Source organism: Micromonospora sp. CPCC 206061 (assembly GCF_036906915.1).
Lineage (GTDB): Bacteria > Actinomycetota > Actinomycetes > Mycobacteriales > Micromonosporaceae > Phytohabitans.
Genome location: NZ_JBAKHX010000006.1, coordinates 26689 through 50184, shown reverse-complemented (window position 1 = coordinate 50184; position 23496 = coordinate 26689). Strand labels below are relative to the sequence as shown.

The following is a 23496-nucleotide window of genomic DNA, read 5'->3' as shown; positions in this document are numbered from 1 at the left end:
CGGGAGAAGAATGATGCGGTTCAAAGTTCTCGTCGCCGGCGGCGCGACCGCCGTCGTCGCCGGCGCGGTGGGCGTATGGGCCGCTGGCTCGGCGTTCGCCGCGACCCAACGCTACGAGGCGGAGACCTCCCCAGCGGTCTGTACCGGCACGATCGACAGCGACCACTCTGGGTACTCCGGTTCCGGCTTCTGCAACGGCACCAACTCCACCAGCGGGTTCGTCCAGTTCACGGTGAACGCGCCGGCGGCCGGTGCGGCGACGCTCGCCGTGCGGTTCGGCAATGGCACGACGAGCAGCCGTCCGGCCAACCTGCTCGTCAACGGCGCGACCGTGCAGTCGGTGTCGTTCGAAGGCACGGGGGCGTGGAACGCGTGGGCCACCAAGACGCTGACTGTCACGCTGAACGCGGGCAGCAACACGATCCGGTTCAACCCGACCGGCTCGGCGGGCCTGGCGAACATCGACTACCTCGATGCCACGACGGACGGCACGCCGCCGACAACCCCGCCGCCGACAACGCCTCCGACAACGCCTCCGCCAGCGGGCGACACGCTGTTCGTGGCGCCGAACGGTAGCGACAGCGCGGCGGGCACGCAGGCGAACCCGACGACGCTCACCTCGGCGATCACCCGTATCGGCGCCGGCGGGACCATCTACCTGCGCGGCGGGACCTACAACCTCTCCCAGACCGTCACCATCGCGCAGGGTAACAACGGCACCGCCAGCGCACGCAAGAAGCTGTTCGCCTACCAGGGTGAGCGGCCGGTGCTGAACTTCTCGGCCCAGAGCGAGGACCCGGCCAACCGCGGGCTCGCCGTAGGCGGGAACTACTGGCACATCAGCGGCATCGTCGTCGAGCGGGCCGGTGACAACGGGATCCTCCTCGCCGGCAACAACAACATCATCGAACGCACCATCACGCGCCACAACCGCGACTCGGGGCTGCAGCTGTCCCGGCTGATAGCTGGCGCTCCCCGCGACCAGTGGCCGTCGAACAACCTCATCCAGAGCGTGGAATCGCACGACAACGTCGACTCCGACGGCGAAGACGCCGACGGCTTCGCCCCCAAACTCACCGTCGGCCCCGGGAACGTGTTCCGCTACACCGTGGCCCACAACAACATCGACGACGGCTACGACCTGTACACCAAGGACGACACCGGAGCCATCGGCGCGGTCACCATCGAGGATTCCCTGGCCTACGACAACGGCACCCTCAGCAACGGTGGCCAAGCCGGCAACGGTGACCGCAACGGCTACAAGCTCGGCGGCGAGGACATCGCGGTCAACCACGTCGTCCGGCGCAGCATCGCGTTCGAGAACGGCAAGCACGGGTTCGGCTACAACCGCAACCCCGGCTCGATGACCATCTCGAACAACCTCAGCATCGGTAACGAAGAACGCAACTTCAACTTCGACGCCGGTAGCTCGGTCTTCCGGAACAACACCTCCTGCAACAGCGGAGCAAACGACCGGATCATCGGCAACTCCGACAGCTCCAACCAGTTCTGGTCCGGCACCAACGGATCCCGCTGCGCCAACTTCAGCGGCTCCCTGGGCTGGTCCTTCGCCTCCGACGGCCGCCTGGTCGTCACCCTCGGCGGCAGGACCGTGACGCTCTAGCGTCCGCGGGTCGGGCCGGTACGCCGCACGTGCCGGCCCGACTGCTCACAGCCACGGCGGCAACGGATCGGCGGGGTCGCCGTCGGCGGTGGTCACGCCCGTGTAGGGGCGGCCGGCGAGGTAGGCGGTGACCTCCGCCGGGTCGCCGTGCACCGAGGGCACGCCGGCCCTGCCGCGCTTGGCGAGGATGTCCTCGCGGAGCGCGTCGAGGAACTCCCCGGGCAGGTCGGCGAACTCGATTCCGGCACCGAGGTCCACGGCGTGCACCATGACCTCCCGGCCGCGCATCCAGGGCGTCTCACTCGCCGGCACGGTCCGGCCCTGGGCGGTGACCACCGGCGCTTGCCACTGCTCGGCGGTCAGGCCGGCCATGGCGTCGGCCAGGACCCGCGCCGACTCCTCGAACCACGCGGTAAGGCGGGCGCCGGGCAGCGCCGCACCGGTCTGGATACCCACGGCGCGGGCCTCCGGCGATGCGTACATGGGGGTCGGCTCACCGGTACGTGCCCACCGCACGAGGTTTGCGATGGCTTCGGCGTTGCCGGCCAGGTGCGCCACGACGTGCTTGCGGGTCCAGCCGGGCAGCCGCGACGGCTTGCCGTACGCCGCCTCGTCGAGGCCGCCGATCGCCTTCCGGCACAGCGCGGTGCCTTCGGCGACCCACGCCAGCGCCGTCCGCAGGTCCCTCATCGCGCCTCCTCGACTTGGCTGCGGTACAGGTTGAGCTTGGCGAAGATCGGCGCGTCGGAGAACTGGAACAGGTCGAGCGCCCCCGAGTCGGAGTCGGACGCGGACGCCTCGGACGTGATCGACAGCGGCGTCCAGGACGGCACCACGAACAGGTCGCCGCGCTGGACCGACCACGAGGAGTCGCCCACGCTCACCCGGCCCGAACCGTCGAACACCTGGTACACCGACGACCCGGTCTCGCGGCGGGGAGCGGTCCGCGTGCCGCTACGGACGCGGTGGAACTGCGCGCGGATGGTCGGCAGCACGTCCTGGGCGGTGGTGGGGTTGGTGTACCGCACCAGCGCGTGGCCGGGCTCGACGGTGCCCGGGTACCCCTCGCGTTCCAGCTCCAGCTGGTCGGTCAGGGCCGCGTCGGTGTCCTCCCAGCGGTACCGCAGCAGCGGGCTGCCCTCACTGGGCTGGAGCCTCGAGACCGGTGCCAGGCCCGGGTGCCCCCAGAGCCGCTCGGCCCGGGAACGGTCGGGCGTCGCGTGCTCCCGCTCCGACAGCTCGTCGCGCCCGAAGTCGAAGAACTGCCCCTCGACGCCGTACTGGAACGGGATGTCGAGGCCGTCGATCCAGGCCATCGGCTCATTGGCCGAGTTGTGGTGCGCGTGCCAGTTCATGCCCGCCTGCGGCAGGAAGTCGCCGCGCCGCATGGGCACCGGGTCGCGCCCGACGACCGTCCACACGCCCTCGCCCTCGACGACGAACCGGAAGGCGTTCTGGGTGTGCCGGTGCTCGGGCGCGTCCTCGCCGGGCATCAGGTACTGGATGGCGGCCCACAGCGTCGGCGTGGCGTAGGGCCTGCCGCCGAGGCTCGGGTTGGCCAGCGCGATGGCCCGCCGCTCACCGCCGCGCCCGACCGGCACGAGGTCGCCCGAGCGGGCGGCCAGGTCGACCAGGGTCTTCCACTCCCACCGGTACGGCTGCGCCTTGGAACGGGGGTGCGGCGGCATCAGGTCGCCGATCCGGGTCCACAGCGGCACCAGCAGCGCCTTCTCGAAGCCGCGATAGAGATCTTCGAGCTCCGGGGTGACCGGCGGCTGATCCGGCCGGTCCTCGGCCTTGAGCGAGACGGGGGAGTCCATACGAGCACCGTGCGCCGCGGGGCCGCTCAGGAACAGTAGATTCTGTTCAGCGGAACAGCGACGCGAGAGGTCATCGTGGCCAAGCCGATGAAGGAGCCGCCGGCGTACGGCGTGACCAGCGTCGACCACGCGCTGCAACTGGCGGTGATCCTGCAGGTCGAGGGTCCTCTCACGGTGTCCGAGGCCGCGATCCGGCTCGGCGTCGCCCGTTCCACCGCCCACCGCCTGCTCTCCACGCTCGTGTACCGCGACTTCGCCGTCCAGAGCGAAGACCGCACCTACCGCGTCGGCCCCGTGTTGGAGATCGCCGCCCAGACGCAGTCGAACGTCGCCGCCATCCGGGCGGCCGCCCTCGGCCCGCTGCGCATCCTCGTCGAGGCGCTCGACGAGACGGCCAACGTCAGCATCCGCACCGGCCGGACCATACGGTTCATCGCCGCGGTCGAGTGCTCGCAGGCGCTGCGGGTCGGCAGCCGGGAGGGTATGGTCCTGCCGGCGCACCTGACGACCGGTGGCCTCGTCATGCTGGCGGCCCTGACCGACGACGAACTGTCCGCGCTCTACGCGGCCACGCCGGCCACCGGCTCCGGCGAACGCCCGGACCTGGCGCGGCTGCGCACCGAGCTTCGCGCCATCCGGCGCAGCGGCGTCGCCCTCAACCTGGAGCGTTCCGAGCGCGGCGTCGTCGCCGTCGGCCGGGGCGTGACGAACGCCAGCGGCGACACCGTCGCCGCCGTGTCGGTCTCCATGCCGAGCGTCCGCCATTCACCCCGCCGAATGAAGGAGGTGGTGGCCGCCCTGACGGCGGCAGCCAACTCCATCTCCGCGGGCCTCTAGGCCCGGCCCGGCTGACCCCGGACCAGGTCGACGACGCGATGCGCGCTGGCAACCGCACAGCAGGTAACGGTTGCGTCGTGTGACGAAGCTCCGCATCTGAAACAGGGGCGCGGCCGCACCCCGTGAACGCGGCATGAGGATCGCGTTGACGGTGGCTCTACTTCTCCTGGCGGGGTGCGGCACCACACCGCCCAGGCCACCCGCGGTGGCCACGCCCGCGCCGCCACCGAGCCCGGCCGCTCGCTCTTCGACGACCGCGGCAATCGAAAAGACGATCGAAAAGCCCATCGAGTACCCCGAACGCGGCGCCGGCACCTGGCTGGTGGCCGCCGGACAGAGCCGCGTCGCCGGCCGGGCCGGGAGGCTCATGCGCTATCGCGTCGCCGTCGAGCGGGGCATCCGCAACGTCGACCCGGCCGCGTTCGCCAGCGCCGTGGATCGGACACTTGCCGATCCACGCAGCTGGACCGGTGACGGGCAGTGGCGGCTGCGCCGGGTTGGCCCCGGCTCCGCGTACGACTTCACCGTGTACCTGGCCACCCCCGCCACCCGCGACAAGCTCTGCGCCACCGGGTACGACCGGTACACGTCGTGCCGCAACGGCGCGAGCGTGGTGATCAACGTGGCCCGCTGGGTGCACGGCGTGCCGCACTACGGCGCGGAGCTGGAGCTGTACCGGCAGTACGTGGTCAACCACGAGGTCGGCCACCGCCTGGGCAACGGCCACGAGAAGTGCCCCGAGCGGGGCCGGCCCGCGCCCGTCATGCAGCAGCAGACACTCGGCCTGCACGGCTGCGTCGCCAACGCCTGGCCACTGGTCGACGGTGAGCGGTACCGCGGCCCGTCCGGCGCCTACGACGATCCGCTGCCGAAACGGTGAAACGAAACCGGGCCCCGACCGCGTGTACAGGACGGGAGGAACATGATCTCGTTCGACGACTTCGTCGCGGCCCGCGCTCCGGCGCTGCTCCGCTTCGCCTACCTACTGTGCGGTGACCGCCACCTCGCGGAGGACATCCTGCAGGAGGTGCTGACACGCGGGTACCGCCGGTGGGACCGCATCGCGCCGAGCGGGCCGCCGGAGGCGTACCTGCGGCGGGCGATCCTGCGCGAGTACCTGTCGTGGCGGCGGCGCCGGGCCAGCACGGAGGCCGTCGTCGCGGTCGTCCCGGACCGCCCGGGCAGCGGCCACCTGGAGGACGAACTGGCCGTACGGGACGAGATGTGGACCCTGCTGGCGACCCTGCCCCGCACCCAGCGGGCCGTACTTGTCCTGCGCTACTACCTCGACCTGCCCGACGGCGACATCGCCGACCTGCTCGGCTGCGCGGTGCCGACCGTGCGGGTCACCGCCTTCCGAGCCCTCACTACGCTGCGCGGCCAGCTCTCGCCGTCACCTGTCACGGAGGCACGCAATGGATGAGATCGAGGACCTCGTCCGGTCCACCCTGGTGCGACGGTCCGGCGAGGTCACCCCGCACGCCGACCTCGCCGAACGGGTCCGGCATCGGTCCCGGCGCGCCCGCCGGCGTACCCAGTCTGTCGTTGCCGCCGCGGTGGCCGCGGCTGCCGTCCTGCTCGCCGCGCCCGCGCTGGCCGGCCTTTTGCGGCCCTCGGCCGGCACCGAGCCGGCGGCCAAGCCGGCACTGGCCGTCGAACCGTTCCCGCTCCTGCCCCGGCTGGCGCTGGGCGGCTACGGTCCCCCGGTGGCCGAGATCGAGAAAGGCCGCCCAGTGCTGCGCCAGTCGAGCGCGGACGGCCGTTGGGTGGCCGTGTCGGTCACCTCGACGCCACCGTCCGACCCGGACGAGCCGCCGACGTCGTCGCGCCAACACGAGGTGCGCGGTCGCGCAGGCACGCTGACGTTCGGCACCACCAGGACACTGACCTGGCAGGAGGGGGACGGCCGCTGGGTGCGTATCCAAGCGGACTCCCGCGTCGAGGTCGGCATCCTGACCGCGTACGCCGAGGGCCTGGACGCCGCCGGCAGCGTGCCGGTGCGGGTGCCGTTCCACTTCGACGTCGTGCCGGACGGCCTGGTGCTGGACAACGTGACCACGGCCGTCATGACGTTCCGGCCACCGGATGTGCCGGCGAGCACCGCCTTCAGCGACAAGCTCGTGGTGAGCCTCTCACCGGTGGAGCAGATGCCCACGACGGGCGAGTCGGCGACCGTGGGCGGACGGTCGGTGCGGATCACCCGCGGCGACCTGGCGATCACCGTGCACGCCGACCTGGGCGACGGCCGGATGGTCGATATCCAGGCCGCCGCGCGGACCGGCCTGGACGAGGCGTGGCTGACCGCGTTCGCGGCCGGCGTCCACCCGACCGCCGACGCGGCGGTCTCGGCCGGCTAGGGCCTGGGGCGGATCTCCCGCGACATGCCCTAGCCCTCGCGGGCGCACCGCGCGGTGCTGGCGCGGATCAACGTCCCTGGTCAAGCGGCGCGAGCTGGCCGGCTCGGCCCGTCCGCTAGCGCAGGAAGCCGAGCACCGCCTCCACGAACTCCCCTGGCTGCTCGAACATCACCAGGTGGCCGGTGTCGATCTCGGCGTACGCGCTGTCCGGGATGGCCTCGTGTACCTGCCGGGCGCGCTCGACGGGCACGACCTGGTCGCGGGTGAGACCGACGACGAGCGTGGGCGCGCTGATCTTTGGTAGCAGGTCGCGCACATCGGCGACGAGGTCGAGCTCCATGTGCCGGCGCATGCCCGGCGTGATCGGCGGTGCGCCCGCGAGCAGCCCGGCCACGCCGGCCTCGCCGAGGCCGCTGAGAAACGGGGCGCTCAGGCAGTTCAGCTGCAGGAAGCGGTTGAACAGGTCGTGGTCGGCGCGCTCCAGCCGCAGCCACAGGTCGATGGCCAGCTGGTGGCGGGCGTCGTCCGGCCCTGGCCAGCCGGCGACCAGGATCAGCCGTCGCACCAGGTCCGGGTGGTTGGCCGCGACGGTCGCCGCGACCATCGCGCCGAGCGAGTACCCCACCAGGTCGACCGGCCCGTCAACGGCCTCGCGCGCCGCCGCCGCGACCTGCTCGGCCAGCAGATCCAGAGCGAGCGGCCCGTCGTCGGGGAAGGTGGTCTGGCCGCTGCCGGCGTAGTCGGGCAGGACCACGGTGTGGCTGGTGAACGCGTCGACGAGATGGCCGAAGTTGCCCTGTGCGGGAAGGCCGGTGCCGGCCACCAATACCAGGCCCGGGCCGCTGCCCGCGACGGTGTACTCCACGGTGGTACCGGCGGCGGTCGTCGTCGGCATGGCGGCCCTCCCTCAACTTGGGTGACACTAGATTTGCGTATGCAAGGCAAAGTGTCAAACATTGTGAGCTATCTCGGGAGGACGCCGATCGGGTCTAGCGCTGGGGCCTAGCGGTCGAGGTTGATCAGCCTCGACCGGTTCGCTGGCTCGACCTCGCCATGGACGCGGAGGTCGCGCGGTTGCCCTAGTGGCCGCGGAAGGCTTCCTCCAACCACCACGAGCCGCGGTGCGAGGTCACCTTGGCGTCCACTACGAGGGGGCGGTCGCGGGGGCCGGCGAGCCAGTCGCGTACCGCGGCCAGATCGCCGGGTGAGCGGATGGTCGCGCCCGCGCAGCCGAACCCGCGCGCGATCGCCGCCAGGTCGGTGTCTGGGAACCTGACCGTGTCCAGGGGGTGGCCGTGCGGCCCGAAGTGGTGCACCTCGGCGCCGTACGCCGCGTCGTCGTACACGACGACCAGTAGGGGAAGGCCGAGCCTGGCGGCCGTGGTCAGCTCGGCCACGGACATCAGGAAGCCGCCGTCGCCGAGCGCCGCCACGGTGAGCCGGTCGGGCCGGGCGACGGCCGCGCCGAGTGCGCTGGCCAGGCCGAGCCCGACCGACTGGAACGCCTGGGTGAAGCAGAACCCGGCGGCGTCCGGCACCGACAGGAACATCGACGGGTACCCCATGAAGTTGCCCGAGTCGACGGCCACCGTGCGTTCGGCCGGCAGCAGGTCGTCGAGGGCGATCGTCAGGGTGCGCGGGTCGACCCGGTCGCCGTCACTGTCGTCCACATAGAACACGTCGCGCCAGTGGCCCTCGGCGGCGATCCGGTCGCGCAGCTCCGGCGTTCGCCAACCGGCCGGTCGAGGACCTCGGTTGCCCAGCTCGTGCTCACATCTCGCGGCGACGGCCGCGACGTCGCCGGGCACGGCGATGTCGACGGGACGGTGCACGCCGAGTGCCGCCGGGTCCACGTCGACCTGCGCGACCACCGCGGACGGCGGGATCAGCCGGCCGTGGCGGGTGGTCCACATGTTCAGCGTGCTGCCCCACGCGACGACCAGATCCGCGCCGGCGACCAACTCGGCGCAGAGCGGGGTCGCGAAGCCGCCGGACACGTCGAGATACCACGGGTCGCCGGCGAACAGGCCCTTGGCCGCCGCGGAGACCGCGAGCAGCGCGCCGCACCGGTCGGCGAGCGCGGCGAGCTCGGCGCGGGCGCGCCGAGCGCCACGCCCGGCGATGAAGACCGGTCGGTGGGCGGCGTCGAGCGCGTCGACCAGCCGTCCGAGGGCACGCGTCGAGTACTGGTACGGCGCCCGCTGTGCCGCGGGTGGCTCCGCGTCCAGCGCCGCCATTGCCTGTACGTCGAGAGGGAGTGCCAGGACCACGGTGCGGCCGGCGCCCTCGGTGGCCAGCCGGCACGCGCCCGCCACGTCGGCGGCGACCCGCTCGGCGCCGATCCGCCGGAACTCGGCGCCCACCGCGGCCGCCAGTCCCGGCAGGTCGACGAAGAAGTTGGACCGCGGGTTCGTCGCCTCGGGCGCCAGCACCACCAGCGGCGTGCGGCTCTTGGCCGCCTCGGTGAGGCCGGTGAGCGCGTGGGTCACGCCCGGCCCCTGGTGCACGCTGAGCACCGCCAGCCGGCCGGACACCCGGGCGTACCCGTCGGCCATGCTCGCCGCGCCGCCCTCGTGCGCGGCCGGTACGAACCGGGCGCCGGCCGCCACGAGCGCGTTCGTGACGTGGAAGTTGCCGCTGCCGACCACGCCGAAGACGTGGTCGACGCCCTGCGCGCGCAGGGCGCGGCCGGCGGCGGTCGCGACGTCCATCGGCTAGCGCTCGACCAGCGCCAGCACCCGGCACGGGCTGCCGGAACCGTCCACGATGGGCAGTGGGCTGGCGATCAGCACCGCGCCGGTGGGCGGCAGCGCGGCCAGGTTCTGGAGCTGGGTGAGCCCGTACTTGCCGGCGCCCAGCAGGTACGAGTGGCAGGGGAACGGCGGGTCGAACGAGTGCGCGGCGCCCGCGTCGGTGCCGACCGTCTCCACGCCCACGCCGATGACCGGTGCCTGCTCGGCGAGCCACTTGGCGCAGGCGACCGAGACGCCCGGCGTGTGGCCGCCGTTGGCGTACGCCTCGTCGTCCTCGGAGCGCGCGTCCCAGCCGGTGCGCACGAGCAGCCATCCACCCTCGGGCAGCGGGCCGTGCGTGGACTGCCACGCCTCGATGTGCTCGACCTCGACCAGGAAGTCGGCGTCGGCGGCGGCCCGCTCGGAGACGTCGAGGACGGCGGCGGGCCCGATCAGGTGCTTGGGCGGCACCTGCGACACGTCGGGCAGTTCGCGGCCGGTGATCCAGTGGATGGGAGCGTCGAAGTGGGTGCCGGTGTGCTCGCCGGTGGCGAAGTTGTTCCAGTACCACGCCGGCCCGGCGGCGTCGTACCGGCTGATCTCGGTGAGCTCGAAGCGGCGGGTCTGGCCGAAGGGTTCGGGGAGGCCGATGATCGGCGTCCGCGCGGAGAGGGGAGCGGTCAGGTCGACCACCTCGACGGCGCCTGCGGAGAGGGCGCCGACGAGACCGGAGAGGAGCGTCATGGGGCGATGTTAGGCGCGGGTCGTACCGCGCGGAATCGTCCGCTTCGCGAGGCTTGTTGACAGGATCGATACAAGTCGATAATCTTCCTCGGTAAGGAAAGCGCTTTCCATGTGCGGGAGCTTGCGACCGCACGACCCGAACCAGCCGGGCTTCCCACCGTAGGCGCACACCACCAGCAGCTGTTCTGCCACAGCTTCGGCGGCGCGCGGCATCCAGTCCAATGGGAGGTTTTCCCCATGACACCCGAACCGACCGGTACCCCAACCCCACGAACCCGGTCACGCCGCTGGCGCGGTCCGCTGATCGCGGCCGCCGCTCTCGGCCTCGCCGCCACCGGCGCGCTCGTCGCGATGCCGAGCGCCAACGCGGCGACGTTCAACATGCAGGGCTGGGCGACCCAGGGTGGCGGCACCAGCGGCGGCGGCAGCGCCTCAGCGGTGACGGTCACCACGGCGTCGGCCCTGATCAGCAACATGCAGGCCAGCGGCTCGCGGGTCATCCGGGTATCCGGCACGATCTCGATCAGCGGCATGCAGAAGGTCGCCGCCAACAAGACGATCATCGGCGTCGGCAGCGGCGCGACGATCACCGGCGGCGGGCTGAACGTCGCCAGCGTCAGCAACGTCATCATCCGGAACATCAACTTCCGGAACTGGGGCGACGACGCTATCAACGTGCAGTACTCGACGCGCGTCTGGATCGACCACAACAGCTTCAGCAACGGCTCCGACGGTGCGGTCGACATCAAGCGCGCGTCCGACTACGTCACGGTGTCGTGGAACAGGTTCTTCAGCCACGACAAGTCGATGCTGCTCGGGCACTCCGACAGCAACGGCGGCGAAGACCGCGGCAAGCTGCGCGTCACGTACAACAACAACTACTTCGACGGCAGCAACCAGCGCCACCCGCGGGTCCGCTTCGGCAACCCGGTGCACGTGTTCAACAACTACTACCGCAACGTCGGCAGCTACGGCGTCGCCTCCACCTGCGAGGCCGGTGTCCTCGTCGAAGGCAACTACTTCGAGAACGTCAAGGACCCGTTCCACCGCGGTGAGGGAAGCTCGCCGGCCGGTTCGCTGGTCGCCCGCAACAACCACTTCGTCAACTCGGGCTCGGGCCAGCAGGGCGGCAGCGTCCGCAGCATCCCGTACTCGTACCAGATGGACAGCGCGAGCAGCGTGAAGGCCTCTGTTCAGAGCGGTGCCGGCACCGGCAAGATCTGAGCCTTTTGGCTCGCGAATGGGGCGGCCCCTTGTGGCCGCCCCATTCGCGACTTAGCAGGTCTCGTCCTCATCCACCTTGGCCAGGATGGCGCGGGCGACCTCTTCCATGCGCGCCACCTGCTCGGGCGTGAGCGCGTCGAACACCAGCCTGCGCACCTCGCCGACGTGGCCCGGCGCGCTCTCCACGACCTTCTCGTACCCGGCGTCGGTGAGCACTGCCACGTACCCGCGGCCGTCCTGCGGGGTGCGCTCGCGCCGCACCCAGCCGCGCTCCTCCAGCCGGGCGACCAGGTGCGACAGGCGCGACTGGGAGCCGTTGGCCAGGGCGGCCAGCTCGCTCATGCGCGCCGACCGGGTCGGCGACTCGGAAAGCATGGCCATCACCGTGTACGCGAAGTGAGTGAGCTGCGAGTCGCGCTGGAGCTGGGTGTCGAGCGCCGAAGGCAGGAGCATGACGACACCGGCGAGCGCGCGCCAGGCGCGCTGCTCCTCATCGCTCAGCCAGTGCACTTGATCCACTCAACAAGGATATGGGGTGAGCCGGGCACGCATCCCGCGCCCGCGACCCCATTGAGGACTATCGTTGACGCATGGTTGCGCGCACGATCCCTCCGTACCGCGCCGACCACGTCGGCAGCCTGCTGCGCCCGCCCGCGCTGCTGCGCGCTCGGGAAGACCGAGCCGCCGGCCGTATCACGGCCGACGAGCTGAGGTCAGTGGAGGACGGCGCGATCAGCGCCGTGGTCCGCATGCAGGAGGAGGTCGGGCTCCAGTCGGCCACCGACGGCGAGTTCCGGCGAACCTCCTGGCACATGGACTTCATCTACCAGCTCGGCGGCATCGACCCCGCCGACCAGAAGCTCACCGTGCAGTTCTTCAACGAGTCCGGCACGCTGGAGTTCACGTCGGCGGCGCTGCGCGTGCACGACCGCGTCACGCTGGCCGACACCATCTTCGGCGACGCGTTCACGTACCTGCGCGGGCAGGTGACCAGCGCCCGGCCGAAGCTCACCATCCCGTCGCCCAGCATGGTCCACTACCGCGGCGGCCGGGCCGCCATCGACCCGACCGTCTACCCCGACCTCGACCAGTTCTGGGACGACCTCAGCGCCGCCTACGCCGAGCAGGTGCGCCGGCTCGGGCAGCTCGGCTGCACGTACCTCCAGCTCGACGACACCAGCCTCGCCTACCTCAACGACCCGCGACAGCGCGAGCTGGTCGCGGCGCAGGGCGGCGACCCGATGCACCAGCACGAGCGGTACATCCGGCAGATCAACGCCGCCCTCGCCGGGCGTCCGCCCGGCATGGCCGTGACTACCCACATGTGCCGGGGCAACTTCCGGTCGTCGTGGGCGGCGGAGGGCGGGTACGACTTCGTCGCCGAAGCCCTCTTCACCCAGCTCGCCGTCGACGGCTTCTTCCTGGAGTACGACGACGAGCGCTCCGGCGGCTTCGCGCCGCTGCGGTTCGTGCCGCCCGGCAAGATGGTCGTACTCGGCCTCGTCACCACCAAGCGGGGCGAGCTGGAGAGCAAAGACGACCTGAAACGCCGCATCGACGAGGCGGCCAAGTACGTGCCGCTGGAGCAGCTGTGCCTGTCGCCGCAGTGCGGGTTCTCCTCGACGGTGGAGGGCAACGCGCTCACCTACGACGACCAGGTCGCCAAGCTCGGCCTGATCGTAGAAACCGCCCTCGACGTCTGGGGTGACTGATCGTGCGCCGGCGGTCCGTGCTGGCGCTGGTCCCGGCCGGTTTCGTTGCGGCTTGTGGCGACGGCGGTGGCGCCACCCCCGCTCCCGGGCGCCGCGACCAGGTCACGGTCGGCGTCATCGCCATCCTCGACGTGGCGCCGATCCACCTGGGCAAGCAGAAGGGCTTCTTCACCAGCCGCGACATCGACCTGACGCTCACCAACGCGCAGGGCGGCGCGGCGATCGTGCCGGCGGTGCTGAGCGGGCAGTTCCAGTTCGGGTTCAGCAACGTGGTCTCGTTGCTGCTGGCCCGGTCGCGGAACCTGCCGCTCAAGGTGGTCTGCAACGGCAACAACTCCACCGGCGTCGACGGCCAGGACTTCGGCAGCGTCCTGGTCAACGCCGACAGCCCGATCCGCGGCGCCGCCGACCTGCCCGGCCGGTCCGTCGCCGTCAACACGCTTCAGAACATCGTCGACACGACGGTGCGGGCGTCGGTACGCAAGGCCGGCGGCGACCCGCGCTCCCTGCGGTTCGTCGAGATGCCGTTCCCGGACATGCCGGCGGCGCTGCGAGGCGGCCGGGTCGACGCTGCCTTCATGGTCGAGCCGTTCCAGTCGGCGGCCCGCGCGCAGGGGGCCCGCTCGGTGGCGAGCAGCTACGTCGACGCGGCGCCCGACCTGACGGTGGCGGTGTACTTCACGTCTACGTCGCTCACGTCGCAGGACGCCGACCTGGTGGGGCGGTTCGGCGAGGCGATGCGGGAGTCGCTGGCGTACGCGAACGACCACCCTGACGAGGCGCGGGCGGTGATCGGCACGTATACGCAGATCGCCCCCGAGGTCATCGCCGACCTGACCCTGCCGAAGTGGCCCCCCGAAATCAACCGCGCGTCGGTCCAGACCCTGGCCGATCTCGCGCTGGCCGACGGCCTGCTCACCAAGCCGGCGGACCTGGCGTCGCTGCTTCCATAGTCCGTCCGCTCCGCCTCGTCGCGCGGGTCCGCCGCCGCGCGGCGGCGGCCCTCTTGCGCCGATCAAGGGCAAACGCACGTGGTTCGATCTCTTTTCCCCGTGCGTTTGCCCTTGACCAGCGGTGTTGGGCGGCCCAGGCCCCGAGGGCTGGGCCGCCCAAGGGGCGGCGGGGTCAGGTCGCGGTGCAGGTGGGGGTGGGTGCTGTGTTGGTGCCGTTCCAGGAGCCGAGGAAGCCGAACGTGGTGCTCGCTCTCGCGCCCAGGGCGCCGTTGTAACCGACGTTGCGGGCGGTCACCGACGAGCCGCTGGAGCTGAGCGTGGTGTTCCAGGACTGGGTGACGGACTGGCCGTTGGCGTACGTCCAGTTGACGGTCCAGCCGCTGATCGCCGAGCTGCCCGCGGTGATCCGGACCTCGGCCTGGAAGCCGCCCTGCCACTGGCCGGTGATCGCGTACGTGGCCGTGCAGGTGCGGCCGGTGGGCGGGTTGCTGGTCGGGGGAGTGGTGGGCGGCGTGGTCGGCGGTGTCGTGGGCGGGGTGGTCGGCGGCGTGGTGGGCGGGGTGGTGGGCGGCGTCGTCGGGTTAGTGCCGCCAAACCAGGTCGCCTCGCGCGAGGTGGCGCGGATGCCGTTGGCGCCGTTGAAGATCCGCTGACCCCAGGAGGTGAGCTGGGCGGGGTTGAAGTTGGTGACCATGTCGAGGTACTCGACGCCCCCGCCGTTGCCGCTCCACGACCAGCCGATGTACCCGATGCCGTTGGCCTGGGTGTACGACATGATGGTGTCTTCGTCGGGGTTGCCGTCGGAGTGGTTGTGGCCGAACTCGCCGACCACGATCGGCAGGCCGGCCGTACGGAAGCGCCCCAGGTAGTCCTGGATCTCCGCGGCGGTGTCGAAGACGCCGTACATGTGGATCGAGAAGACCGTGTTGCGCTGCGGGTCGCTGTTGAAGACCGTCTGCGCGTTGTCACGCATGATGAACTGCCAGTCCTGGCCCCACATCGGCGCGTCAACCATGATCATGTGCTCGAAGCCGGCGTTGCGCAGCCGGCCGATCGCGTTCGACGTGGCGGTCGGCCAGGTGGCGCTGACGCCCTGGTTGTTGCCGAACGGCTCGTTGCCGATGTTGATGATGATGAAGTTCTCGGTGCCGGCGAGCGCGGTGCGCTGGCCGATCCAGTAGCTGGCGGCCTGGTCGAGCGTGGCGGCCGCGCCCTCCTCGCCGAATCCGGTGGTGTCGTGCACCTCGAGCACGCAGATGAGCCGGTTGGTGCGGCACAGGTTGACGATGGTGCCGAGGTCGTTGCTGGGACCCCAACGCTGGCCGCTGCCGAGCACGACCCGGACCGTGTTGGCGCCGAGCGCCTTGATGTTGGCGAACGAGCTGGTCTGGTTGGTGTACCAGACGTGGGGGTGGCTGACGCCACGCATGACGAAGTTGCTGCCGTTGGCTTCGGTTATCCGCCCGCTGCTGACGCGCAGCCCGACGGCCGCGTCGGCAGGCTTGACGAAGAACATGATCGAGGCGACCAGGGCGAGCACCGCGGTACCCGCGATCGCGATCTTCCGTTTCATGATTCACCTCAGGTAGGAGCCCGTGAGGGCAGGTGAGGGGCTGTGCCCACAGCCCGGCGACGACCACCCGGCTCCCAGGGTGACGGCATCAGCGTAAATGAATGGCCCGACCCAACACAACCGGTTAAGTTGCGAGGCATACCTAGCATCCTAGGATGCCTTAGAGGGTGTGGCGCGGTCCGCGCGGGGGAGCGAGGGCTATAGTGCACGTCGGCAGGGCACCAGGTCAGGGGCGGGAGGGAGGCTCGGTGTCGCACGTCCAGACACCGAACACGCGGATCCTCACGATCCCGAACCTGATCAGCTTCGCGCGCCTCCTGGGCGTACCGCTGTTCCTCTATCTCTTCCTCGTCCCGCACGCGGACGTCGCGGCGGTCGTCGTGCTCGCCATCGGCGGCACCAGCGACTGGGTCGACGGATACGCGGCGCGGCGCCTCGGCCAGGTCAGCCGGCTGGGGGAGCTGCTCGACCCGGCCGCCGACCGGCTGTACATCCTCGCCACGCTCGTCGCGTTCACGGTGCGCGAGGTGGTGCCGTGGCAGTTCACCGCCGCGCTGCTGGTGCGCGAGCTGATGCTGCTGGGCGCGCTCGCGGTGCTGCGCCGGCACGGGTACGGGCCGCCGCCGGTGCACTACGTCGGCAAGACCGCCACGTTCATCCTGCTCGCCGCGTTCCCCGTCCTACTGCTCGCGCACGCCTCGTCCGGCGCCGAGGCGGTGGCCGGACCGATCGGGTGGGCGCTCGCCTGGTGGGGACTGGTGCTGTACTGGGTGGCGGGAGCCCTGTACGTCGCGCAGGTCGCCAGCCTCGTGCGGTCGGCCCCGAGGAAGACATGAATGACAAGAACCGGGTGTTCGCGCCCGACTTCCTGACCCAGCTGTTCCGCGACCCGCTCGATCCCGGGTACGCGGACGCCGCACGTCGCCGCGCCGAGAACGGTTCGCCTGCCGGGTGGCGCGCCACCAGTACCAAGATCGTCAGCGCCGTCACGGTCATGGCCGTCGGCTTCCTGCTCGTGGTGGCGTACCGCCAGACCCTCGCCGACGAGCCGTCGCGCAGCCAGGCGCGGGCCGGCCTGGTCGGCCAGATCGAGCAGCGCCAGGCCGAGAGCGACCGCCTCGAGACGGAGGCCGAACGGCTGCGCGGCGAGGTGGCGGCCTTGCGCGACGCCGCGCTCGGCGACACCGAAGCCGAGAGGCTGCGCGACCTGGAGGCCGTGACCGGCCTCGCCCGGGTGCGCGGTGGCGGCGTGGTCGTACGCGTCGACGACGCGCCGTCCGCGATCGACGCCGTCACCGGCGCCGACGGCAAGCCGGAGCTGGGCCGGGTGCTCGACCGTGACCTGCAGGACATCGCCAACGCGCTGTGGAGCGCCGGCGCGGAGGCGATCGCCATCAACGACCAGCGCCTGACCGCGACGTCGACGATCCGGGCGGCCGGTTCGGCGATCCTGGTGGACTTCCGGCCGGTGACCCGGCCGTACGAGATCCGCGCGATCGGCCCGGACGACATGGACAAGAAGCTGCGCGACAGCCCCACCGGGCGGCTGTTCCGGGCGCTCGTGGCCGACCACGGCATGTCCTTCGAGGTACGGGACGCCGAAGACCTGAGCCTGCCGGCGGCCGCCGAGCCGCGCCTGCGCTACGCCACGCCGTCCCCGTCGGCGTCGCCCTCACCCTCGGAAGGCGGGAAATGAGGCACCCCACGAAAACGCTCCGCTGCGCTCCACGTTTCCGCAGGGACCCCGCATGATCGCTGTACTCGCGCTGGTCATCGGCGTGGTGCTGGGCGTGGTTCTGGATCCCACGGTGCCGCTCGGCCTCCAGCCGTACCTGCCGATCGCGGTGGTCGCCGCGCTCGACGCGGTGTTCGGCGGCATCCGGGCCAAGCTCGACGGGATCTTCGACGACAAGCAGTTCGTGATCTCGTTCATCTCGAACGTCCTGGTGGCGGCGCTGATCGTGTACCTGGGCGACCAGCTCGGTGTCGGCGGCCAGCTGTCAACCGGCGTGGTCGTCGTCCTGGGTGTCCGCATCTTCGGCAACGTGGCCGCCATCCGCCGGCTGCTGTTCAAGGCGTAGGTTCGGTGCCGATGAACTCTGACCCGATCAACCCCGGGCGCAGGCCGACAGGTACCGGATGGCCTGACGGCGCGGCGCGGCCGGCGCCCCGCGCGGACACCGCGCCGCGCACCACCCCGGTGGTGCCGAAGGCGGCGGCCAAACCCGCGCGGCGCCTCAGCTCCGCCGGAGTGGTCATCGCGCTGCTGCTGGGCGTGCTGGGCTTCACCCTGGTCGTCCAGGTCAAGAGCAACTCGGAGGACACCGGCCTGGCCTCGGCGCGCCAGGAAGACCTGGTGCGCATCCTGGCCGACCTGGAGGCGCGCGAGCAGCGGTTGCGGCAGGAGATCTCCGGCCTGGAAGACAGCCAGCGCCAGCTCACCTCCGGTGTCGAGGGCCGCCAGGCGGCCCTGGAGGAGGCCGGCCGTCGCGCCGACGAGCTCGGCGTCCTCGCCGGCACGCTCCCGGCCCAAGGGCCGGGACTGACCGTCCGGTTCGCGGCGGGGGACCAGCCGCTCAAGGCCGCGGCACTTCTCGACGCGGTGCAGGAGCTGCGTGGCGCCGGCGCGGAGGCCATGCAGATCAGTGGCTCCGACGGGGGTGCCGTGCGGATCGTCGCGTCGACCTATTTCCTCGACGCCCAGGGCGGGATCACAGTGGACGGTGACCACCTCACCGGCCCCTACACGATCGACGTCATCGGCGAGTCGCGCACGATGGAGACCGCCCTGAAGATTCCCGGTGGGGTGGTGGAGTCCGTCGGTAACGACAACGGTACGGTGATCGTCCAGGAGCGGGACGTGGTCGAGGTGTCGGCCCGTGCCGCGCCGAACAGCTTGCAGTACGCACGCCCCGCCTCATAGGTAAGGAATGCCGTGATCCCCGATGATTTGCGCTACACCGCGGAGCACGAATGGGTGGCGGCCACCGCCGGCGGGCCCGTACGGGTGGGCATCACGCACTACGCGCAGGACGCCCTGGGCGACATCGTCTACGTGCAGCTGCCCGACCCGGGTACGGCGGTGACGGCGGGCGAGCCGATCGGCGAGGTCGAGTCGACCAAGAGCGTGTCGGAGATCTACGGGCCGGTGACCGGCACGGTGGTGGCCCGCAACGACAAGCTCGCCGACACGCCCGAGGTCATCAACACCGACCCGTACGGCGAGGGCTGGCTCGTGGAGATCGACCCCAGCGACCCCGCGGCGCTCGACGGCCTTCTGGACGCCGCGGCGTACCGTGAGCTGACAGAGAGCTGACGCAACCTCGTGGGCACCGCCCGCGAGTCTGGTTGACCCTGCATTTCAGCGCTGGCTAGGCTCGCCCAGTCGATGCGAACCCCTGTGCTCCGTGCTGCTTGAGAAGATTCCGTGAGGTGGTCCGATGACTCGCCCAGACGACGAGTTTCCCCCACTCGACGTCACGTCCACACTGAACCTCGGTTCGCTCGACGAGGTACTGGAGGGGCCTGACGCCGATGTGGTGCCGAGCCGGATGTCCGGTTCGCTGCCGCCCGGCATGGCGTTGCTCGTCGTACGGCGGGGTCCGAATGCCGGTGCCCGGTTCCTGCTCGACCACGACGTGACCACGAGCGGGCGGCACCCCGACAGCGACATCTTCCTCGACGACGTGACGGTGTCGCGGCGGCACGCGGAGTTCCACCGCGACGGGGGCACGTTCACGGTGCGTGACGTGGGCAGCCTCAACGGCACGTACGTCAACCGCGAGCGGGTCGAGTCGGCCACTCTCAGCAACGGCGACGAGGTCCAGATCGGCAAGTTCCGCCTGGTCTTCATCGCCGGCCCGCGCCCCGACGAGGAGGCCAGGTAGGGCGTGTCGCTCGGCAGCGCTCCGTCATCGCCGCCCCAGCCGTCGGCGCCTCTGATGAGCATCGGTGAGGTGCTTGCCCAGTTGCGCCCGGAGTTCCCGGACACGACGATCTCGAAGTTGCGGTTCCTGGAGGCCGAGGGCCTCGTGGAGCCGCAGCGCACGCCGGCCGGGTACCGCAAGTACAGCCGGAACGACGTGGCGCGGCTGCGGTACGTGCTGACGGCCCAGCGCGACCAGTACCTGCCGCTGCGGGTGATCCGCGACCAGCTCGCCGAGCGCGAGGAGGCGGAGACGCCGGCGCCGCCGTCGCGCCCGACGCTGGTGGCGGTCGGGTCGCAGGCGTCGTCGCCCCCGTCGCTTTCGGAGTCGCGGTTGACGCGTGCTGAGCTGCTGGAGCGCTCCGGTCTCGACGAGGGCACCCTGCTGGAGGTGGAGCGGCTCGGCCTGGTCGGCCCGGTCGCGCCCGGCCGGTACGACGGGGAGGCGCTCGCCGTGGCGCAGGCGGTCGCCGGGCTGGCCCGGTACGGGCTCGAGCCGCGGCACCTGCGCGCTTACCGGGCGTCCGCCGACCGCGAGGTCGGCCTGTTCGCCCAGCTGCTCGCGCCCATGATGCGCCAGAGCGACCCGGCGGGCCGGGCCCGCGCGGCGGAGACCGCGCGGGAGCTCGCGGGGCTGTCCCAGCAGCTCCACGCGGCGCTCGTGCGTGCTGGGCTTCGCGAGACGCTCGGCAGGTGAGCGAGCGTAGCGGCGCGGCGACGCTGCGACCGGCCCCGGTGACCACCGACCGCACCGACCCGGTCGGGCCGGTCGCTGCGCCGCCTTGGAGCGCCGCGAAGCGAGCGAGCCCAGCGGTACTGCGCATCCGATCTGCCGGCCGTGTACCGTGCAGAGAGGGCGGAAAGACACAACCACACGGAGGCGGGCGGTGCGCGAGCTGAGCGTGGTCGGGGTGCGGGTGGAGCTGCCCAGCAACCAGCCGATCGTGCTGCTGCGAGAGGTTGACGGCGACCGCTACCTACCGATCTGGATCGGTGCGGTCGAGGCCACCGCGATCGCCTACGAGCAGCAGGGCGTCAAGCCGGCCCGGCCGCTGACGCACGACCTCATGCGCGACATCCTGGCGGCGCTGCAGGCGCCCTTGCGCGCGGTCGAGATCACCGAGCTCAAGGAGAACGTCTTCTACGCCGACCTGCTCATCGGCGACGGCCTGCGGGTGTCCGCGCGCCCCAGCGACTCGATCGCGCTGGCGCTGCGGGTGGGCGCGCCGATCCGCTGCGCCGACCAGGTCCTCACCGAAGCGGGCATCGTCATTCCGGACGAGCAGGAAGACGAGGTCGAAAAGTTCCGGGAGTTCCTGGAGCAGGTGCGTCCGGAGGACTTCGCGGGATAGGGAGTGGCGTACACCCTTGGCGGCGTGTCGCGCCAAACGTTCCCCGGGGATCCCGCGGGTGCGCTATAGGGTTGGCCTCGTTGGGAGGTTGCCACATGTCTGAGGGTCCCTCTGATTCTGGTCAGCCGTCTGGTCAGCCAGAAGACGTCGACACCGTTGGGTACCGCGGCGTGACCGCCTGCCACGCGGTCGGGATCAGCTACCGGCAGCTGGACTACTGGGCGCGGACAGCGCTCGTCGTGCCGAGCATCCGCGACGCGTCCGGCTCCGGGACGCAGCGGCTGTACTCGTTCCGCGATCTGGTCGTGCTCAAGGTCGTCAAGCGGCTGCTCGACGCCGGCGTGTCCCTCCAGAACATCCGCAAGGCGATCGAGACGCTCCGCTCGCGCGGCGTCGGCGACCTCGCCGGGATCACGTTGATCTCCGACGGCACCACGGTCTACGAGTGCCGGTCGCCGGAGGAGGTCGTCGACCTGCTCCAGGGTGGGCAGGGCGTGTTCGGCATCGCGATCGGCGGGGCGTTCAAGGAGATCCAGGGCTCCCTCTCCCACCTGCCGGCCGAGCCGGCCGCCGGCACCCCGGTGCCGGCCGACGAGCCGCTGGACGACGATCCCCCCGCTGGCGACGAGTTGGCCGCCCGCCGCGCCCGCCGCCGCGCCGGCTAACGCCTTCACCCCCGCTCGCCCCGTCCCCCTCTCCAGGCCCGCCCTCCCGGCGCGCTCTCCCACGGCCCCTCGGCCCGCCGATCATGGGCAAAGGCACGTGGTTGGACCTCTTTTCCGCGTGCCTTTGTCCATGATCCATGAGATCTTCCTTGATCCACGCGCTCTGTTGGTCGCGCGCCGCAGCGGGCATGTGCGGGCGGTGTCGCGCCGGTCCGCTCGCGCGCGTCGCGCGCGGTCGGACCGGCGGCCTAGGACGAGCGGGGCAGGCGATGCTGGGGGGACTGCGGCTAAAACTTCCCAAGAAATGTCTCGGCCGGATGTCGAGAACCGGGGCGCGGCTCCGTCCCCGCAGCGAACACGGCGACAATGGGCCGTACCTCACCAAGGAGAACGTGATGGCTAAGTACCTGCTGCTCAAGCACTACCGCGGCGCGCCGGCAGCGGTCAACGACGTACCGATGGACCAGTGGACGCCGGAGGAGGTCTCGGCGCACATCCAGTACATGCGGGATTTCGCCGCTCGGCTCGAGACTACGGGCGAGTACGTCGATGGTCAGGCGCTGTCCCCGGAGGGCACGTTCGTCCGCTACGACGGTGAGGGGCGGCCGCCGGTTACCGATGGCCCGTTCGCGGAGACCAAGGACCTGATCGCCGGCTGGATGGTGATCGACGTCGACACGTACGAACGGGCGCTCGAACTGGCCGGCGAGCTGTCGGCGGCTCCGGGCGCGGGCGGGAAGCCGATCCACGAGTGGCTCGAGCTGCGCCCGTTCCTGGCCGAGCCCCCGACCATCACGGAGTGACGCACGGTGGATGAGGCTCTGCTGAGGACCCTCACCCCCACTGTGATCGGCATCCTCTTCCGTCGCGGAGCTGACTTCGCGGCGGCCGAGGATGCCGTACAGGAGGGCCTGGTGGAGGCCGTACGCGTGTGGCCGGACGGCGCGCCGCGGGACCCCAAGGGCTGGCTGGTCACGGTGGCCTGGCGTAAGTTCCTCGACGCTGCCCGCGCCGATACCTCCCGGCGGCATCGCGAGGAACTCGTCGAGGCCGAGCCCCCGCCCGGCCCAGGCGGGGTGATGGACGACACGCTCCAGCTGTACTTCCTGTGCGCGCACCCGTCCCTGACACCGGCGTCGGCCGTCGCGCTCACGCTGCGCGCGGTCGGCGGCCTGACCACGCGGCAGATCGCGCAGGCCTACCTCGTGCCGGAGGCGACCATGGCCCAGCGGATCAGCAGGGCCAAGCGGACCGTCTCCGGCGTCCGGTTCAACCAGCCCGGTGACGTCGCCACCGTCCTGCGCGTGCTGTACCTGGTCTTCAACGAGGGTTACTCCGGCGACGTCGACCTCGCCGCCGAGGCGATCCGGCTCACCCGCCAGCTGGCGGCCAGGACCAACCATGAGGAGGTCGCGGGGCTGCTCGCGCTCATGTTGCTGCACCATGCACGACGCCCGGCGCGGACCGCATCCGGGGGCAGGCTCGTGCCGCTCGCGGAGCAGGACCGCGGCCTGTGGGACACCCAACTGATCACTGAGGGCGTCGACGTGCTCCAGGCGGCCTTGCGCCGCGACCGCCTGGGCGAATTCCAGGCACAGGCCGCCATCGCCGCGCTCCACGCCGACGCCCAGACGGCGGAGGAGACCGACTGGGTGCAGATCGTCGAGTGGTACGACGAGTTGGTGCGCCTCACCGACAGCCCGGTGGCCCGCCTCAACCGGGCCGTCGCGGTTGGCGAGGCCGACGGGGCGCGGGCTGGGCTGGCCGCCCTGGCGGAGCTCGATCCGGCCCTGCCCCGTTACACGGCCGCCGCGGCGTACCTGCACGAGCGTGACGGTGACCCGGTCACCGCGGCACGGCTCTACGCCGAGGCCGCACGAGCGGCGCCGAACCTCCCCGAGTGCGAGCACCTCACGCGACAGGCGGCACGCCTCAACGCGCAACTGCGCAGGTCTTCCTGACAGGACCTGTCGGGATT

The 23496-nt window shown here is 71.3% G+C and carries 26 protein-coding genes; 19 read left to right on the top strand and 7 right to left on the bottom strand.

The features are described 5' to 3' along the window. Positions 1–13: 13 nt before the first annotated feature. Positions 14–1624 carry a CBM35 domain-containing protein gene (locus V6V89_RS07220; RefSeq protein WP_334618191.1) on the top strand — a complete coding sequence of 537 codons (1611 nt, stop codon included), beginning with the start codon at positions 14–16 and terminating at the stop codon, positions 1622–1624. 45 nt (positions 1625–1669) lie between these two features. Here the strand turns inward: V6V89_RS07220 and V6V89_RS07215 are convergent, their stop codons facing one another. Both V6V89_RS07215 and V6V89_RS07210 read right to left on the bottom strand, forming a co-directional pair. Beyond that, positions 1670–2314: a maleylpyruvate isomerase family mycothiol-dependent enzyme gene (locus tag V6V89_RS07215; protein WP_334618190.1), complete on the bottom strand. Its 645-nt coding sequence runs from the start codon at positions 2312–2314 to the stop codon at positions 1670–1672. Continuing rightward, positions 2311–3444: a cupin domain-containing protein gene (locus V6V89_RS07210; RefSeq protein ID WP_334618189.1), complete on the bottom strand. Its 1134-nt coding sequence runs from the start codon at positions 3442–3444 to the stop codon at positions 2311–2313. Before V6V89_RS07210 ends, V6V89_RS07215 begins: the two co-directional genes overlap by 4 nt. 75 nt (positions 3445–3519) lie before the next feature. Between V6V89_RS07210 and V6V89_RS07205 the strand changes: the two genes are divergently transcribed. The 4 genes from V6V89_RS07205 (at position 3520) to V6V89_RS07190 (ending at position 6638) form a co-directional block, all read left to right on the top strand. Beyond that, complete coding sequence (locus V6V89_RS07205; protein WP_334618188.1) at positions 3520–4281, top strand: IclR family transcriptional regulator; 762 nt, start codon at positions 3520–3522, stop codon at positions 4279–4281. 133 nt (positions 4282–4414) lie between these two features. Further along, positions 4415–5161 carry a DUF3152 domain-containing protein gene (locus V6V89_RS07200; RefSeq protein ID WP_334618187.1) on the top strand — a complete coding sequence of 249 codons (747 nt, stop codon included), beginning with the start codon at positions 4415–4417 and terminating at the stop codon, positions 5159–5161. Positions 5162–5203: 42 nt separating this feature from the next. Continuing rightward, positions 5204–5704 (top strand): SigE family RNA polymerase sigma factor, encoded by a 501-nt coding sequence (locus tag V6V89_RS07195; RefSeq protein ID WP_334618186.1) that lies wholly within the window; start codon positions 5204–5206, stop codon positions 5702–5704. Then, positions 5697–6638 (top strand): hypothetical protein, encoded by a 942-nt coding sequence (locus tag V6V89_RS07190; RefSeq protein ID WP_334618185.1) that lies wholly within the window; start codon positions 5697–5699, stop codon positions 6636–6638. The genes V6V89_RS07195 and V6V89_RS07190 overlap by 8 nt, the downstream gene beginning before the upstream one ends. A gap of 115 nt (positions 6639–6753) precedes the next feature. On the opposite strand, the gene V6V89_RS07185 is transcribed toward V6V89_RS07190, so the two are convergent. From V6V89_RS07185 to V6V89_RS07175, 3 genes are all read right to left on the bottom strand, one after another. Continuing rightward, positions 6754–7533, bottom strand: coding sequence for an alpha/beta fold hydrolase (locus V6V89_RS07185; RefSeq protein ID WP_334618184.1), 780 nt, complete (start codon positions 7531–7533; stop codon positions 6754–6756). A gap of 184 nt (positions 7534–7717) precedes the next feature. Continuing rightward, on the bottom strand, positions 7718–9349 hold the full coding sequence (locus V6V89_RS07180; RefSeq protein ID WP_334618183.1) for a thiamine pyrophosphate-binding protein: 1632 nt from the start codon (positions 9347–9349) through the stop codon (positions 7718–7720). 3 nt (positions 9350–9352) lie between these two features. Further along, complete coding sequence (locus V6V89_RS07175) at positions 9353–10114, bottom strand: cyclase family protein (RefSeq protein WP_334618182.1); 762 nt, start codon at positions 10112–10114, stop codon at positions 9353–9355. Positions 10115–10351: 237 nt separating this feature from the next. Between V6V89_RS07175 and V6V89_RS07170 the strand changes: the two genes are divergently transcribed. Beyond that, complete coding sequence (locus tag V6V89_RS07170; protein WP_334618181.1) at positions 10352–11338, top strand: pectate lyase family protein; 987 nt, start codon at positions 10352–10354, stop codon at positions 11336–11338. 51 nt (positions 11339–11389) lie between these two features. Here V6V89_RS07170 and V6V89_RS07165 read toward each other — a convergent pair whose 3' ends face one another. Further along, the gene (locus V6V89_RS07165; protein WP_334618180.1) at positions 11390–11857 is read right to left on the bottom strand and encodes a MarR family winged helix-turn-helix transcriptional regulator; all 468 of its coding nucleotides are present in this window, start codon (positions 11855–11857) and stop codon (positions 11390–11392) included. Positions 11858–11928: 71 nt separating this feature from the next. Between V6V89_RS07165 and V6V89_RS07160 the strand changes: the two genes are divergently transcribed. Together V6V89_RS07160 and V6V89_RS07155 are read left to right on the top strand one after the other, a co-directional pair. Beyond that, entirely contained in the window at positions 11929–13050 is a 1122-nt protein-coding gene (locus V6V89_RS07160; protein ID WP_334618179.1) for a 5-methyltetrahydropteroyltriglutamate--homocysteine S-methyltransferase, read from the top strand. Between the two features lie 2 nt (positions 13051–13052). Beyond that, the gene (locus V6V89_RS07155; protein ID WP_334618178.1) at positions 13053–14003 is read left to right on the top strand and encodes an ABC transporter substrate-binding protein; all 951 of its coding nucleotides are present in this window, start codon (positions 13053–13055) and stop codon (positions 14001–14003) included. Positions 14004–14175: 172 nt separating this feature from the next. On the opposite strand, the gene V6V89_RS07150 is transcribed toward V6V89_RS07155, so the two are convergent. Further along, positions 14176–15576 carry a cellulase family glycosylhydrolase gene (locus tag V6V89_RS07150; protein WP_334618177.1) on the bottom strand — a complete coding sequence of 467 codons (1401 nt, stop codon included), beginning with the start codon at positions 15574–15576 and terminating at the stop codon, positions 14176–14178. Between the two features lie 248 nt (positions 15577–15824). Here V6V89_RS07150 and V6V89_RS07145 point away from each other — a divergent pair, with 248 nt between their 5' ends. The 11 genes from V6V89_RS07145 to V6V89_RS07095 all read left to right on the top strand — a co-directional run bounded on the left by V6V89_RS07145 (position 15825) and on the right by V6V89_RS07095 (position 23479). Beyond that, entirely contained in the window at positions 15825–16412 is a 588-nt protein-coding gene (locus V6V89_RS07145; RefSeq protein WP_334618176.1) for a CDP-alcohol phosphatidyltransferase family protein, read from the top strand. Continuing rightward, the gene (locus V6V89_RS07140) at positions 16409–17272 is read left to right on the top strand and encodes a DUF881 domain-containing protein (RefSeq protein WP_334618175.1); all 864 of its coding nucleotides are present in this window, start codon (positions 16409–16411) and stop codon (positions 17270–17272) included. Before V6V89_RS07145 ends, V6V89_RS07140 begins: the two co-directional genes overlap by 4 nt. A 52-nt stretch (positions 17273–17324) precedes the next feature. Then, complete coding sequence (locus tag V6V89_RS07135; protein WP_265251335.1) at positions 17325–17657, top strand: small basic family protein; 333 nt, start codon at positions 17325–17327, stop codon at positions 17655–17657. 11 nt (positions 17658–17668) lie between these two features. Next, positions 17669–18499 (top strand): DUF881 domain-containing protein, encoded by an 831-nt coding sequence (locus V6V89_RS07130; RefSeq protein WP_334618174.1) that lies wholly within the window; start codon positions 17669–17671, stop codon positions 18497–18499. A 12-nt stretch (positions 18500–18511) separates the two neighbouring features. Next, complete coding sequence (gcvH, locus tag V6V89_RS07125) at positions 18512–18892, top strand: glycine cleavage system protein GcvH (RefSeq protein ID WP_334618173.1); 381 nt, start codon at positions 18512–18514, stop codon at positions 18890–18892. A gap of 124 nt (positions 18893–19016) precedes the next feature. Then, positions 19017–19463: an oxoglutarate dehydrogenase inhibitor Odhl gene (gene odhI, locus V6V89_RS07120; RefSeq protein WP_265251338.1), complete on the top strand. Its 447-nt coding sequence runs from the start codon at positions 19017–19019 to the stop codon at positions 19461–19463. Between the two features lie 54 nt (positions 19464–19517). Next, positions 19518–20198, top strand: coding sequence for a transcriptional regulator FtsR (gene ftsR, locus V6V89_RS07115; protein ID WP_334618172.1), 681 nt, complete (start codon positions 19518–19520; stop codon positions 20196–20198). A 190-nt stretch (positions 20199–20388) separates the two neighbouring features. Next, positions 20389–20853, top strand: a complete 465-nt coding sequence (locus tag V6V89_RS07110; protein WP_265251340.1) for a bifunctional nuclease family protein — start codon at positions 20389–20391, stop codon at positions 20851–20853. Between the two features lie 95 nt (positions 20854–20948). Continuing rightward, positions 20949–21518: a MerR family transcriptional regulator gene (locus tag V6V89_RS07105; RefSeq protein ID WP_334618171.1), complete on the top strand. Its 570-nt coding sequence runs from the start codon at positions 20949–20951 to the stop codon at positions 21516–21518. A gap of 395 nt (positions 21519–21913) precedes the next feature. Next, positions 21914–22321, top strand: coding sequence for a YciI family protein (locus tag V6V89_RS07100; RefSeq protein WP_334618170.1), 408 nt, complete (start codon positions 21914–21916; stop codon positions 22319–22321). A gap of 6 nt (positions 22322–22327) precedes the next feature. Beyond that, positions 22328–23479, top strand: a complete 1152-nt coding sequence (locus tag V6V89_RS07095) for an RNA polymerase sigma factor (protein ID WP_334618169.1) — start codon at positions 22328–22330, stop codon at positions 23477–23479. Positions 23480–23496: the final 17 nt, after the last annotated feature.

What these genes read in the sequence shown, in the direction of transcription:
- V6V89_RS07220 (WP_334618191.1), top strand. Translation starts at nt 14, where the DNA reads ATGCGGTTCAAAGTTCTCGTCGCCGGCGGCGCGACCGCCGTCGTCGCC.
- V6V89_RS07215 (WP_334618190.1), bottom strand. Translation starts at nt 2,314, where the DNA reads ATGAGGGACCTGCGGACGGCGCTGGCGTGGGTCGCCGAAGGCACCGCG.
- V6V89_RS07210 (WP_334618189.1), bottom strand. Translation starts at nt 3,444, where the DNA reads ATGGACTCCCCCGTCTCGCTCAAGGCCGAGGACCGGCCGGATCAGCCG.
- V6V89_RS07200 (WP_334618187.1), top strand. Translation starts at nt 4,415, where the DNA reads ATGAGGATCGCGTTGACGGTGGCTCTACTTCTCCTGGCGGGGTGCGGC.
- V6V89_RS07195 (WP_334618186.1), top strand. Translation starts at nt 5,204, where the DNA reads ATGATCTCGTTCGACGACTTCGTCGCGGCCCGCGCTCCGGCGCTGCTC.
- V6V89_RS07190 (WP_334618185.1), top strand. Translation starts at nt 5,697, where the DNA reads ATGGATGAGATCGAGGACCTCGTCCGGTCCACCCTGGTGCGACGGTCC.
- V6V89_RS07185 (WP_334618184.1), bottom strand. Translation starts at nt 7,533, where the DNA reads ATGCCGACGACGACCGCCGCCGGTACCACCGTGGAGTACACCGTCGCG.
- V6V89_RS07180 (WP_334618183.1), bottom strand. Translation starts at nt 9,349, where the DNA reads ATGGACGTCGCGACCGCCGCCGGCCGCGCCCTGCGCGCGCAGGGCGTC.
- V6V89_RS07175 (WP_334618182.1), bottom strand. Translation starts at nt 10,114, where the DNA reads ATGACGCTCCTCTCCGGTCTCGTCGGCGCCCTCTCCGCAGGCGCCGTC.
- V6V89_RS07170 (WP_334618181.1), top strand. Translation starts at nt 10,352, where the DNA reads ATGACACCCGAACCGACCGGTACCCCAACCCCACGAACCCGGTCACGC.
- V6V89_RS07160 (WP_334618179.1), top strand. Translation starts at nt 11,929, where the DNA reads ATGGTTGCGCGCACGATCCCTCCGTACCGCGCCGACCACGTCGGCAGC.
- V6V89_RS07150 (WP_334618177.1), bottom strand. Translation starts at nt 15,576, where the DNA reads ATGAAACGGAAGATCGCGATCGCGGGTACCGCGGTGCTCGCCCTGGTC.
- V6V89_RS07140 (WP_334618175.1), top strand. Translation starts at nt 16,409, where the DNA reads ATGAATGACAAGAACCGGGTGTTCGCGCCCGACTTCCTGACCCAGCTG.
- V6V89_RS07135 (WP_265251335.1), top strand. Translation starts at nt 17,325, where the DNA reads ATGATCGCTGTACTCGCGCTGGTCATCGGCGTGGTGCTGGGCGTGGTT.
- V6V89_RS07130 (WP_334618174.1), top strand. Translation starts at nt 17,669, where the DNA reads ATGAACTCTGACCCGATCAACCCCGGGCGCAGGCCGACAGGTACCGGA.
- odhI (WP_265251338.1), top strand. Translation starts at nt 19,017, where the DNA reads ATGACTCGCCCAGACGACGAGTTTCCCCCACTCGACGTCACGTCCACA.
- ftsR (WP_334618172.1), top strand. Translation starts at nt 19,518, where the DNA reads ATGAGCATCGGTGAGGTGCTTGCCCAGTTGCGCCCGGAGTTCCCGGAC.
- V6V89_RS07105 (WP_334618171.1), top strand. Translation starts at nt 20,949, where the DNA reads ATGTCTGAGGGTCCCTCTGATTCTGGTCAGCCGTCTGGTCAGCCAGAA.
- V6V89_RS07100 (WP_334618170.1), top strand. Translation starts at nt 21,914, where the DNA reads ATGGCTAAGTACCTGCTGCTCAAGCACTACCGCGGCGCGCCGGCAGCG.